The sequence below is a fragment of the Kribbella sp. CCNWLW201 genome, from assembly GCF_037203805.1.
Taxonomy (GTDB): domain Bacteria; phylum Actinomycetota; class Actinomycetes; order Propionibacteriales; family Kribbellaceae; genus Kribbella.
Map to the genome: position 1 here is coordinate 314224 of NZ_JBBCBQ010000001.1, position 12516 is coordinate 326739.

At 68.6% G+C, this 12516-nt stretch carries 11 protein-coding genes; 2 read left to right on the forward strand and 9 right to left on the reverse strand.

Annotated elements, in window-relative coordinates:
- Positions 1-102: 102 nt before the first annotated feature.
- From V9K99_RS01405 to V9K99_RS01415, 3 genes are read right to left on the reverse strand one after another with little or no spacing between them, the layout of a single operon-like run.
- Positions 103-1623: a CYTH and CHAD domain-containing protein gene (locus V9K99_RS01405; protein ID WP_337003019.1), complete on the reverse strand. Its 1521-nt coding sequence runs from the start codon at positions 1621-1623 to the stop codon at positions 103-105.
- 31 nt (positions 1624-1654) lie between these two features.
- Entirely contained in the window at positions 1655-1810 is a 156-nt protein-coding gene (locus V9K99_RS01410; RefSeq protein ID WP_337003017.1) for a hypothetical protein, read from the reverse strand.
- On the reverse strand, positions 1807-2607 hold the full coding sequence (locus V9K99_RS01415) for a methyltransferase (RefSeq protein ID WP_337003015.1): 801 nt from the start codon (positions 2605-2607) through the stop codon (positions 1807-1809). Before V9K99_RS01415 ends, V9K99_RS01410 begins: the two co-directional genes overlap by 4 nt.
- 28 nt (positions 2608-2635) lie before the next feature.
- On the opposite strand from V9K99_RS01415, the gene V9K99_RS01420 reads away from it, so the two are divergent.
- Positions 2636-4405 carry an aminotransferase class I/II-fold pyridoxal phosphate-dependent enzyme gene (locus tag V9K99_RS01420; protein WP_337003013.1) on the forward strand — a complete coding sequence of 590 codons (1770 nt, stop codon included), beginning with the start codon at positions 2636-2638 and terminating at the stop codon, positions 4403-4405.
- 741 nt (positions 4406-5146) lie between these two features.
- Here V9K99_RS01420 and V9K99_RS01425 read toward each other — a convergent pair.
- From V9K99_RS01425 to V9K99_RS01435, 3 genes are all read right to left on the reverse strand, one after another.
- A complete protein-coding gene (locus V9K99_RS01425; RefSeq protein ID WP_337003010.1) occupies positions 5147-5572 on the reverse strand; it encodes an HNH endonuclease signature motif containing protein in 426 nt (141 codons plus the stop codon).
- Positions 5536-6681: a DUF222 domain-containing protein gene (locus tag V9K99_RS01430; protein WP_337003008.1), complete on the reverse strand. Its 1146-nt coding sequence runs from the start codon at positions 6679-6681 to the stop codon at positions 5536-5538. Before V9K99_RS01430 ends, V9K99_RS01425 begins: the two co-directional genes overlap by 37 nt.
- Positions 6682-6762: 81 nt before the next feature.
- Positions 6763-8880, reverse strand: coding sequence for an MMPL family transporter (locus V9K99_RS01435; RefSeq protein WP_337003006.1), 2118 nt, complete (start codon positions 8878-8880; stop codon positions 6763-6765).
- A gap of 106 nt (positions 8881-8986) precedes the next feature.
- Between V9K99_RS01435 and V9K99_RS01440 the strand changes: the two genes are divergently transcribed.
- Positions 8987-9604, forward strand: coding sequence for a TetR/AcrR family transcriptional regulator (locus tag V9K99_RS01440; RefSeq protein ID WP_337003004.1), 618 nt, complete (start codon positions 8987-8989; stop codon positions 9602-9604).
- A gap of 85 nt (positions 9605-9689) precedes the next feature.
- Here the strand turns inward: V9K99_RS01440 and V9K99_RS01445 are convergent, their stop codons facing one another.
- Genes V9K99_RS01445 through V9K99_RS01455 form a run of 3 tightly spaced genes read right to left on the reverse strand, consistent with a single transcriptional unit; the run spans position 9690 to position 12446 of the window.
- A complete protein-coding gene (locus V9K99_RS01445) occupies positions 9690-10136 on the reverse strand; it encodes an ABC transporter ATP-binding protein (RefSeq protein WP_337003002.1) in 447 nt (148 codons plus the stop codon).
- 30 nt (positions 10137-10166) lie between these two features.
- Positions 10167-11129 (reverse strand): hypothetical protein, encoded by a 963-nt coding sequence (locus tag V9K99_RS01450; protein WP_337003000.1) that lies wholly within the window; start codon positions 11127-11129, stop codon positions 10167-10169.
- A gap of 21 nt (positions 11130-11150) precedes the next feature.
- On the reverse strand, positions 11151-12446 hold the full coding sequence (locus V9K99_RS01455; protein WP_337002998.1) for an MFS transporter: 1296 nt from the start codon (positions 12444-12446) through the stop codon (positions 11151-11153).
- Positions 12447-12516 lie beyond the last annotated feature (70 nt).

The following is a 12516-nucleotide window of genomic DNA, read 5'->3' on the forward strand; positions in this document are numbered from 1 at the left end:
GTCAGGCAGGCCCTGCTGATTCCACGCGAACCTGCCTGACAGCCCCACCTCCGCCCCTGGAGACGGACCCGGTACCCCCTGGCCGGGTCCGTCTTCTGTTGCTCAGGCCAGTTTCAGGGTGGGCCAGAGTTCGTAGAAGGCGTCGCGGGAGTTGGTGCCTCGGAGTTCTTCGGCGGCGTGCAGGCGGCCGAAGGTGAAGGCGTTGCCGCCGTCCAGGTGGACCTGGACAGCCAGCTGGCGAAGCAGGTCGCGGGACACGACGGAGTCCTGGTGGGCGCCGAGGACTTCCTGGAGCTCTTCGGCGCGGGCGGCGAGGTTGGTGGCTTCGTCGCCGAGAACGGGTACGGCGGACTCCGCGGCGTACCGGAGTCGCTTGGCGGCCTTGCGGACCTCGTGGAGTTCGTGATCCTGCTCGGCGGAGGTCTCGGCAGCCTCGGAGCGGCGGACGGCCTTCCGCATCCGCTTCCAGTCGTGGTCGAGGAGGTCGTGGATCTGCTTGCTCGCCTTGCGGTCGTCACCGACCAGCGGCGGCTGGCTGATGAGCTCGTCGAGGGTGTCCAGCAGGCGGAAGTAGCGGTCGCTCTCCAACGCGGCGAGCGCGCCCGCGCGGCCCTCCTTGTACACAGCCCGCAGGTGATCGTCGATCCGGCCGGCGACCCGGCCCATCACCAGCTCGACCGGCTGCTCCGCGACCTCGGCAGCGAAGTGCTCACGCTGGACCTCGGCGTCCCGTGCGACCCCGAGCTCACCTGCGAGCCACTTCAGCTCGGTCCGGATCTGGTCGGTCACCTCGCGGTCCACCACCGGTCGGTACGTCGCCATTGCCGATCGGAGCCGCCGCGTCGCGACTCGGAACTTGTGGATCGAGTCCGGGACATCACGCCGTACCTCTGGATCCCGGTCCCGGATCGCCTGCACCTGCGCGGCGGCGTACGCGCGGAACAGGTCCGAGGTCCGGGGCTTCTTGGGCAGCTCCCCCTCGTCCTGTTTCGGCACGCGGTCGCCGAGGGCCCGGGCCAGCTTGCTCGGTCCCTCCGCGGGTTTCGCGCCGGCGGAGGTGAGCAAGGTTTCGGCCGCTGCCAGCAGTTCCTCGTCACCGGTGACGAGCTCCAACTCCCACTCCCGCCAGCTCTCGGGCTGGGCTGCGTGCTCGGGGTCGGCTTGGTCCAGCTCGGGGGCGACGGTGGCGGTGACGCGGTCGTCGGCGAGCTCGGCGAGTACCTTGTCGTCCTCGCCGAGCAGCCGGCGGACGACGCGCTTGGTGTTCAGCGTCACGACCGGGATGAGTTCGTTGTCGCGGGCATGGACCCGCACCGTCCGCACCACCGCGATCGGCACCTTGCGGACCGAGCGGCCGAGCGGGTGATGGACCTCCAGCCGCTCACCCGAGGACTTCGGGAACTTGATGTGCCAGCCGTCGTCCTCACCCCCGGACCGCCGGCGCAAGGTCACCTTGTTCGCCGCGAGGCCGAGCTCGTCGGTGTCGTAGTACACCGCCTCGAGCTCCAACGTGACGGGCGGGGACACCCGTACGACCCCGGGCAACTCGTGCAGCGCGGGCAGGACCGCCTGCTCGTCAACGTCGTACTTGGTCTCGATCTCCACTTGCTCAGTCGCCGGCATGTCCCCTGTTTACCAGGCGTTCATGAACTGGTCACCCAAACGCCCGCAGATCGGCGACCACCCGTTCCAGATCCCGATCAGGTACGGCGTTGCGCGTGATGCCGGTCCTGGACGGCCAGACCTGGCGACGGTGGTTGCGTTCGAGGGCCCAGCCGATCAGTGCGGCGAGGACCAGCAGCGTGATCATCTGATACCTACCGATTTGAAGAAGGTGTAGTGGAAGGTGCCGCCGGATTCCGCGGCCTTCTCCAGGTCGCGGATGCCCTGCGCCCATTCGGCCGGCGTTCGCATCCCGGCCGCGATGGCCCGCTCCCGGACCGACTCGACCATCGCGATGAACGTCTTCCGGGTGAACCCGTCGACCAGGTGCGGCAGCGTCTCGTCGGCGTACACGGTGCACGGCCAGGCGCGCACGTCGTCGTACCCGGCGTCCTTGAGCAACGGCTGCAACCGCCGGCCGATCAGCGCGTCGCCACCCGACAACGCCTGGAGGTCGACGAGGCAGTCGATGACCTTTTGCGCCGCCGTACTGCGCGGGTGGAAGAAGGCCGACTCGTGATCGCCCTCGATGACAGTGATGGTGCCGCCGGGTTTGAGCAGCTGACGCAGCCGGACCAGAGCCTCGTGCGGGTTCGGGAGGTGCTCGAGCACGAAGCAGAGGAAGACGTGGTCGAACTCTTCGTCGGGCAGCTCGTGGAGGTCGGCGTGCCGCCAGTCGACGCGGGCATCGGGCGCGACCGCGCTGACCCGGGCCTTGGCCTGGGCGAGTGATTCCTCGGAGATGTCGACCGAGACGAGGTCGATGCCGGGACTGCGGGTCACCAGCTGGACCGTCTGCCCGCCGACCCCGCACCCCGCTTCGAGCACGCGGCTCCCGGCCGGGAAGCTGGTCCCGGCGTGCAGCAGATCAGCGAGAGTCTGCGCCTGGTCGGTCAGCCGGCGGGTCTCGGCGGGTGTGTAGCCGTGCACGTAGTCAGTTCCCATATCTCCACGTTGCCGCCACTATGGACTAGTGAACAGGTCCAATCAGGGCAAAATTGGCCGGTCCAAAGCGGGCTCCGACTTCCTTCAACTGGATCCGGCGGAGGCGCCGGCCGGCGGGTTGTCGGACTGGCTGACCGAGCGGCTCCGCGCCGCGATCTCCGACGGCCGCCTCCCGATCGGCACCCGGCTACCCGCCACCCGAGTCCTCGCCGCCGACCTCCAGGTCTCCCGCGGGGTCGTCACCGAGGCCTACCAACGCCTCACCGAAGACGGCCAACTAACCCCCCAAGGCCGCGCCGGCACCACAGTCGCCGCCGCCCCCCTCTCGACCACCACCGCCACCTCGGCCCAGCCCACCGCGGCCCGCCGCCCCACGACCACCGCAGCCCTGGCGACAGGTTCGCCCAACGCTCGCACCGCCCAAGGCAGCCCCCACCCCCGGACCGGCTCGGCGCCCGGCGACTCCTACCGGCCCGCGACAGCCCGCACCACCACCAGACCCGGAGGACCCACCACCTCCCGCCCCAGCACCGCCGCGACGCCGGAGGCAGGTTCACCCACCGCTGGCACCCGCCCGGTCGGGTCCCAGGCTCGGACCGGCCCGGCGCCCGCCGGCTCCGGCAGGAACGGCTCGGCGTCCGCCGGTTCCGCCGGGCCGGGCTCGCCTGCACTCACCACAGTGGTCGCTGAGCCGGGGCTCGATGTTTTTGACGCGTTGCGGGCGGTGCCGGCTCGGATTGATCTGACACCTGGGGTTCCGGATCTGGCCGCCTTCCCACGGGCAGCCTGGCTCCGGGCCGAGCGTGCGGTGCTGAACGACCTCGAGTCGGCGGAGTTCGGGTACGGCGACCCAGCCGGCACACCGGCATTGCGCCGAGCCGTCGCCAACTGGCTGGCCCGCTACCGCGGCGTGTCGGCTCACCCCGACGACCTCATCATCGTGGCCGGGGTCTCCCAGGCGATCGGCCTCGTCGCCCAGGTCCTCAGGCCCCGCGGCATCACCGAGATCGCCGTCGAGGATCCCGGCTCACTCGGCTCGCGCCAGCACCTGCAGAACTGGGGTCTCCACACACCCCCGATTCCCGTCGACGAAGGCGGTCTCCGGGTCGACCTGCTCCGCGAATCCGGCGCCCGCGTGGTGATGGCGACTCCAGCTCACCATTTCCCGACTGGCGTCGTACTGGATGGAGAACGGCGCCGGGAGTTGATCCAGTGGGCTGCCGAGGGTGGGTTGATCCTGGAGGACGACTACGACGCGGAGCACCGGTACGACCGTCCGCCGGTCCCCGCGCTGCGGGCGATGCTGGCCGATCAGGTGATCTACGCAGGCAGTGTGTCGAAGCTGCTCGCACCGTCGCTGCGGATCGGGTGGATGCTGCCGCCGCCGCAGTACAAGCACGACCTGATCGCGATGAAGCGCCTCGCCGACCTCGGCAACGCGGCGCTCCCGCAGCTCACCCTCGCCCACCTGATGGAGTCCGGCGAACTCGAACGCCAACTCCGCTTCCTCCGCCGCCGCCACCGCACCCGCCGTGACGCGATGGTCCGTGCCGTCGCCAACTACCTGCCCTCAGCAACCGTCCACGGCGCCGCCGCCGGCCTCCACCTCACCATCACCTTCGACTCCTCCCTCAACGACGTCGACCTGGCCGCGGCCGCCTTGCAGAAAGGCGTGAAAGCCCACCCCCTCTCGTGGCACTGCCAACTCCCACACGCCCCAGGCCTCGTCCTCGGGTACGCCGCCCGCACCCCCACCGAACTCACCGAAGCCATAGCCACCATCGCCGAAGTCCTGTAACAAACCCCGATCCCCGCCAGCCCCACCCGAAGCCGCCCCAGCAACACTCTCGGGCGCCGCCGGTCCCACCTACCGCACCCACAGAACGCAGAAACCAGGGACGCCGAGCCAACTGAGAGCCGACCGCACCGCAGCCTGCGACGAACCCGCCGCGGGAGCGCCTGCCAGGGGCGCGCCTCGCAGGGCCGGGAATGATCGCCCAACGGAGGGGGCGATGCGGCGTTGGGTCGGGCCCGCGCGGAGCGCATCCTCTCAACTGCGCCCCGTGTCGCCGAGGCCGAGGTCGGCCGCCCAAAACGGGCAGCGCAGACAGTCAACTTGCGGCGGTGTTGATGTTCGCGGCGTCGCCCCACGGGTCGATAGTCGCGGCGCTGGTAGTTCTGATGTGCCGTACACCGGCGACTGACATCCCGAGAGTGTCGTCTCCCCACGGGTTGCAAGACGCCTGGTCGGTGACCGGAGACGCGGACGACTTGGTCGGCCCGGAGACATCACTCCACGGGTCAACACATGGCGGGACGGCGACCGGAGTACCGGGTGACTTGATCGGCGTGGAGTCGTCACCCCACGGGTCAACAGACGGCGGGGCGAGGGCTGTGGTTTGGGGTGGGTTGGTGGGGTCTCGGTGGGCGTGGGGTGGTGGGCCAGGCGACATGCTGGCGGCGGGAGGAGGGTTGACGATGGCGGGTGGCTGGTATCTGGTGCGTGGGATGGGGTCGGGTGTGGCCCAGGTGGGGCGAGCTACGTGGACAACGCCGTCGAGGATCTGGATGCGCCAGTGGCCGGCGTGTAGGTCGATGTGGTGGCGTTTGCAGAGGAGGACCAGGTAGAGACCGCGGTGATGCCACCGTCGATCCAGTGGATCAGGTGGTGGGCCTCGCATTGGATCGGTGGTGCACCACAGACGACGCAGCCCTTGTCGCGGGCGTTCAGGGCCTGGCGCATCGCGCGGGTGACGAAGCGTTCGCTGGTGCCGACATCCAGCGGCTGAGACTTTGATCCCAGCACGATCGGCAATACCTCGGCATCGCAGGCCAGGCGACGGATCGCGGCGGCAGACAGGGTGCCACCGAAGACGAGTTCACCGGTCGCGGTCGCCGTGGCGGCCTTCAGTGCTTCGAAGTCGATCGTCACGCTGATGTGCGCCTTCGGCCCATGCCCGGCCACGGAACCAGACCTCGCACTGCCAGCCTGGCTCGGACCCGAGTTGGCCACTTGATCCTGCCCGTTGATGCCTGGCAATGGCGCGTGCCATGCACCGGCTTCCGCGGAGCCGGTCGCGGCAGTTGGACTGACTGAGTCAGCCGATGGACCGTGGGCTGCGGCCGAGGTGCAGGTGCGATCGGCCGGTCCGGCGGTCGAGGTGCGGGTGGCGCTGGCGGTCGGGGGCGTCGGGGCGGCGGAGGCGGCGGCGGGACCAGGGGTCGCGGTGCGGGTGGTTTTGCGTCAGTGGGTGCGGCGGCGTGGGGGTGGGTGGTGTTGGCGGCGGTGTTGAGGAGGGTGGCCAGGGCGTCGGCTTGGCGCTTGTCTCGGGGGCGGGGGTCGTGTTCGCCGTCGAGGGTCTTGTGCGGTCGGGCGTGCGCGTGGATCAGGGTGCGGAACAGTTCGGCGTTCTCGTTGGCCAGGAAGCCGCGGAAGTTCACGCCCTGGTCGGCGTTCTGCATAGTCAGAGACTCGCGGGCGTAGGCCTTCTTCTCGTCCGGCTCGGGCCCGTCGGGGTCGAGGATGTCTCGGATCTTCTTGCCGGCCAGGCGCAGTTGGGCCGGGGTGTGGGTGGCGGCCAAGTCGATCAGTTTCCGCTCGGCGACCTCGACATTCTCGATCGGAACGGTGGTGGGGACCTTGGCCAGCACCGAGACGATCGCCTCCGCCTGCGCGGGATGCACCCGCCAGCCAACGGAGGCATCGGGATCGTCGGGGGCGAGATCGGCGGTCGCAGGGTCGGCAAACGGAATCGCCGGATCGGGCAGAGCAGCAGCGGTCGCGGGGTGTTTGATCAGAGCATTGGCGAGGCTGACATCGCGGCGCGCCTCGACAGGGTCAATGCGATAGCGCTCCGACATCAGCCGCGCCGTGTCACCGGCGCCGATCTCCTTGGCGTAGCCAGACTGGTCGAGGTCACCGACCAACTGCAGCTTGATCGTCTTCAAGCGCGCCTCCTCCGCGAAGACCGCGTCGAGAGTCGCCAGCTTCACACTGTCACTCATCGACCATACGGGCCGCTCGCCGAGGATCTCCATACCGAGAATCGTATGCACACCCACCGACAGTTCCAAAGCGAGATTCCCCTTATTTTCAATGGATCTCTGCAATCTCCAGTTATCCACAGACGACGCGACGGTGGACAACGAACGCAATTAGTTGCCTGCAGCCACTACCTCACGCCGGCCACGGAGACTCGGCCGCCACCAGTTGGCGGGGCCGGCGAGTTTCATGAAGGCAGGTAGCAGCACGCCCCGGATCGCGGTCGCGTCCACGAGGACCGCCACCGCCATCCCGATGCCGATCATCTTCAAGTAGACGACTCCTCCAGTCGCATAGACCGCGAACGACATCGCCAGTACGGCGGCCGCCGTCGTCACCAACGGCGCGGACTGCTGCAACCCGGTCGCCACCGCGTTCACCGTGTCACCAGTCCGCAGGTACTCCTCCTGGATCCGCGACACGATGAACACCTCGTAGTCCATCGACAGCCCGTAGACGATGCAGAACATCAGCGTCGGCATACTCGCCTCCAGCACCCCGGTCGCGGTGAACCCGAGCGGCCCGGACAGGTTCCCCCGCTGGAACACCCACACCATCACCCCGAACATCACCGCCAGACTGAGCAGATTCAGCACAGTCGCCTTCAACGGCAACAGCACACTGCCCGTCGCCAGATAGAGCACCGCGAAGCTCAGCATCAGGATCAGCCCTAGTACCAACGGGATCCGCTCGGTCAACGCCGACCGCCAGTCCACCATCTCGGCCGGAGTCCCGCCGATGATCGCGTCGTACGGCGCCTCGACGGCCCGCACCCGCTCCACCAAGCCGGCGATGTCACCCTCGAGCGCGTCCTGGGTCGGCGTGACCGTCAGGTAGGAGCCGCCGTTCCGGGTATACGTGTCTACCTGCGCGACACCGTCCAGCTTCGACAGCGTCTCGGCGTACGACGGAAGTGCTGTCGGCGAAGGCGTCGTACGCATCACGACGTACAGGGCATCGGACTCTTCCTGACCGAAGTTGGCCCGGACCTGATCGGCCATGATCCGGCTGCTCGCATCGGCGGGGAGGATCCGCGCATCCGGAAGGCCGAGCCGCAAGCCCAGAGCCGGTGCCGAGAGCAACAAGATCAGCGCGAGCATCGCACCACCGGTCAACGCCGGGCGCCGCATCACGTACTGGGCCAGGCGGAACCAGCGACCTTCGTTGCGCTGGACAACCGTTCCGGCCGCGCGATGACCGAGGAGGGCGAGTACGGCGGGGAGGATCACGAGCGCACCGACGAGTGCCGAGGCGACGACGAGCACACCGGCGTACGCGAAGGAACGCAAGAAGGACAACGGGAACAGGAGCAGTGCGAGCAACGACATGGCGACGGTCAGACCGCTGAAGAAGACCGTCCGTCCGGCCGTGCGGACCGCTGCCACTACCGCGTCGGCGACCTCCGAGCCGGCAGCCAATTCCTCGCGGAACCGGGCGATGACGAACAAGCAGTAGTCCACACCGAGGGCGAGACCCATGACGAGCGAGAGGTTCGCGGCGAAGGTGGAGACCTCGGTGAAGGCCGCGATCGCCCGCAACCCCGCGAGCGCGCCGCCGACCGCGAAGACGCCAACTCCCAACGTCACAAGGGCTAACGAGACCCTGCGGTAGATCAGGATCAACAGCACCAGGACCATCGGCAGGACGATCAGTTCCGCGCGCAGAAAGTCCTCCCGCGCCTGCGCGCCGATCTCCCGGAACACCTCGTCCTGCCCGCCGGACTGCACACTGATGCCGTCGCGCTGCCCGGCGAACTCCTTCGCCAGTTCGCCGACGCGAGCGCGGGCCTCGTTGACATCGCCGGGCACTCGGACGAGCACGAGCGCTTGGCGAGAATCCTTGCTGCGTAGAGCGGGGCTGTCGTCGCGCGACCAGTACGACGCCGCTTCGGCGACGCCGGCGCGATCGGCGATCTCCTTGGTGAGTGCGAGGCCGGACGCGCGTACGGCGGGATCGTCGACCGTCCCCGAATCCGCGGTGACCAGGAACGCGAGGTTCGGCGGGCCGGTGTCGAACTGGGTCGCGAGGAGCTGGCGGGCGCGGTCCGACTCGGAGGCCGGATCGGCGATGCGGGAGAGCGACAGCGCGTTCAGAGCTCCGGCTGCAACGGCCAGCAGCACCGCGGTGAGCAGCACTGAGAGAGCGGCAATGAGCCGGCGACGCCGAACCAGGACCCGGCCGAGCCGATCAAGCAACTGCGGACGAGTGCGTGGCATGAGGGGTTCGGGCACGGCGGACCTCCGGAGCCAGTGGCGGTAGGATGAAGAAACACGAGCGGTTGCTCGCATACCGAAAAATACGAGCATTTGCTCGTGTTTGTCAACGAAGGAGTCCGGCATGCCGGAGGAACCGCGGCGGCAGGCGCGTGGGCAGCGGCGGATGGAGCAACTGACGGACGCGGCCGCGGTGGTGTTCGCCGAGGTCGGGTACGCGAAGGCGACCACCAACGCGATCGCCAAGCTGGCCGGCGTCTCGCCTGGCACGCTGTACCAGTTCTTCCCCAACAAGGAGGCGCTCGCCGAGGCGCTGGCCGATCGCTACCGGGCCGAGCTGAAGGCCGCCCACGAGAAGGCGTTCGACCTGAGCATGGTCGAGCTGCCGCTGCCGGAGATGGTGGACCGGATGATCCGCCCGATGGTCGACGTGAACCTCGCCAACCCCGGTTTCAAGGCACTCTTCAGCAGCGGCGATCTCCCCGACCGCCTGACCGCCCCCACCCGGGCGCTCCAACAGGCGGTCACCGGCCGGGTCGCCGAGGTCCTCGCGGCCCGAGTCCCCGGCCTGCCCGCCGAGCAACGCGACACCGCGGCCGCCGTTGCGACTCAGATCTTCGCCGCCCTCCTCGGCACGATCGTCAGCGTCCCCGCCGCCGACCGCGAACGCTGGATCACCGAACTGAACCGCGCCCTGGTCGGCTATCTGAGCCCCCTGGCCGACGTACCGACGAACGGGTAGTGGTCGGCTCCGGCCCAACCTGTCCCGCGTAGTTCCCCGACATATGTCCGATCGGGACGAGGTCTACCCGTCCTTCGGTACGCGTTCAAGGACGACGGGGGCGCGACAGGACAAGTGGGGTGCCAGTGAGGGGATCTGGGATCACCTCACTGGACAGACCGAAGACCTGCTCCACGACGGCCGATGTGATGACGTCGGCTGGTGTGCCGGCGGTGACCACCTCGCCGTTCTTCAACGCGATCAAGTAGTCGGCGTAGCGGGCGGCGAGGTTGAGGTCGTGGAGGACCAGGACGATCGTCTTCCCTTGGTCGCGGTTGAGGTCTTGGACCAGGTCGAGAATCTCGAGCTGATGCGCGAGATCCAGGAACGTGGCCGGTTCGTCGAGGAGCATGGTGTCGGCGTCCTGTGCGAGCGCGAGGGCGATCCAGACCCGCTGGCGTTGACCGCCGGACAGTTCATCGAGCGAACGGTCCGCCAGGTCCCAGACGCCCGTCGCGGCGCGGCCACAGTGACACCCGCGACCAGGTCGCACCTATGGGTCTGCAGGCACGTGCTGGAAGTCTCAGCGGGTGTACAGCGGCGACATCGCCAGTGCGAACGCAGTCATCGTGTCCGGGTCGATCGCTCGGGCCGGGAGTGGGACCAGGTCGACGAGTTTGTCGGAGCCGACCCGGATCGTGGTGCGGCCGGTCGCCGTATCCACGTACGCCTCGTCCCCGAGCGGGATCGACTGCGAGGTCGCGGCCTTGCGGATCGGCTGCATCAACGCCTCCGCGTTCGGCGTACGCCGTACCGACGTTGAGAGCACGCTGTTCGGGTTGACCCAGCCGCATACCAGGTCGCCGAGCGCGGTCTGGCCGTCGCGGCGGACCATCGCGGGCGCGCCCATCACCTTCTCCGCCGCCGACGACCCGCGCTCGCAGTCCGGCCGGGCGATCAGCGGCTGCGCCTCCGGCAGCCCGGGCGCCTGACGGACCACCTCTTGCCCGAGTACGACGTACTTCGCGAGCGTGGCCGGCGGACCACTGACCTTGTACAACCGCCCGCTCAGCAGGAACACCACGAACGTGCTGGTCCCGAACCCGCCCTCACCCACGACCGCGGGCTTGGCCGGCTCACCCTTCGAGGCCGCGTAGATCTTCTGCGCACCCGTCAACGTCACCTTTGTTGCCGGAAGCACCGAAACCCCGACGCGCAGCACCGGACCGTTCGGACTGGTGCTCAGCCCGAACTGGCACACGTCGTACGTCGGCAGGCCGAGATCGGCCGGGGGCGCCTTCGTCTGGAGGGTCACCACGGGCACACCAAGCGTCGACTGCACCAGCGGCTGATCCATCCGCACGCACAGGGTCTCCGCGACCTTCGCAGTCGGCGGAGTGCTCGGGGACGGGGTCTCCGACGGCGTCTCAGTGGGCGTCGTACTCACCGAGACCAGCGGTGGCACGTTCGGCGCGGTCTCGTTACCGGGACCGCCACAGCCGGCCAAGGCCAGCAGAACGACAAGCATGACAGGACGGATACGCATGGTGATCCCGACTGTACAGAATCACACCGCTTCGGCGGCGGCCCGCGCTTCTCTTTCCCGTACGGCGTGCTCGTCGGTGCGAGCGTCGTACTGCCAGAAGGACCGCAGCCAGACCGAGGTCGCGATCACCCCGGCGACGCACAGCACGCCGCCGCTGACGATCGACGTACGGACGCTGGTCAGGTCGGCGACCAGGCCCGATCGCGTCTGGCCGCCTAGCGGGCCGAGCGAGTAGGACAGCATCTCGATCCCGGCCAGCCGGCCGCGCATCTCGTCCGGGATGGTCTGGTTCCAGATCACCGCGCGGAACAGGCCGGAGATCATGTCGGCGCCGCCGGCGACGGCGAACAAGGCGATCGCGAACCAGATGTTCGGCGCCAGCCCGGCGACGCCGACCGACGCACCCCAGGTGATCGTCGCCAGGACGACGGCCCGGCCGTGGTGGTGCACCCGGCGGGCCCAGCCGCTGGTCAGGGTCGCGAGCATCGCCCCGACCGCCTCCGCGCTGTAGAGGAGACCGAGCAGTTTCGGCTCCTTCAGCACCTCGGTCGCGAACGCCGGGAACAGCACGATCGGCATCGCCAGGAACATCCCGACCATGTCGACGGCGTACGTCCCGAGCAGGTCGCGGCGCCGGAAGGCGTAGCTGATCCCCTCCCCGATCCCGCGCAGGCTGGGCGGCGAACTGTGCTCGCTCGTCTTGTACGGCCGCAGCCGCAGGTACAGCAGCGTCGCGACGGCCAGACCGGTGAGCTCGACCGTGAACGCCCAGCCGACACCAGCCGTCGCGACCAGCACACCGCCGAGCGCGGGGCCGGCGAGCTGGCCGACCTGGAGGGTCAGCGCGTTCAGCGTGACCGCGGCCGGCATCTCCTCGTGTTTCACCACCCGCGGGAAGAGGGCGTCCCGGCTCGGCCGTTGCAGGGACGACGCGATCGCGTTTAGACCACCGCAGACATAAATCAGCCAGACCTGCGGATTGGTGAGCAGGGTATTGGCGAGCAGCAACGCACAAATGACGACCTGGGCGATACCGGTGCCGATCAGCATTTTGCGCCGGTCGACATGGTCCGCGAGTGCTCCGCCGTACAAACCGAACACGACGAGTGGTGCGATCGTCACGATTCCCATCGCGCCGACGGCGAAGTTCGAATGCGTCAATTGGTACAGCTGATACGGCAGCGCGACGTACCCGACCATGGCGCCGAGAAAGAAGATCGAGCCGGAGATCAGCAGGATCCTGAAGTCGCGGGAACCGCGCCAGGGAGTCAGATCGACGCGCAGCCTCGAAAGGCGTTCGCGGACACTTGATGCCACTGGCACATAGTGGCATGGGAAGTCCGCCCGGGAAGAACCCTTTTATTTCCTACCGTGGTCCCGATTGGTT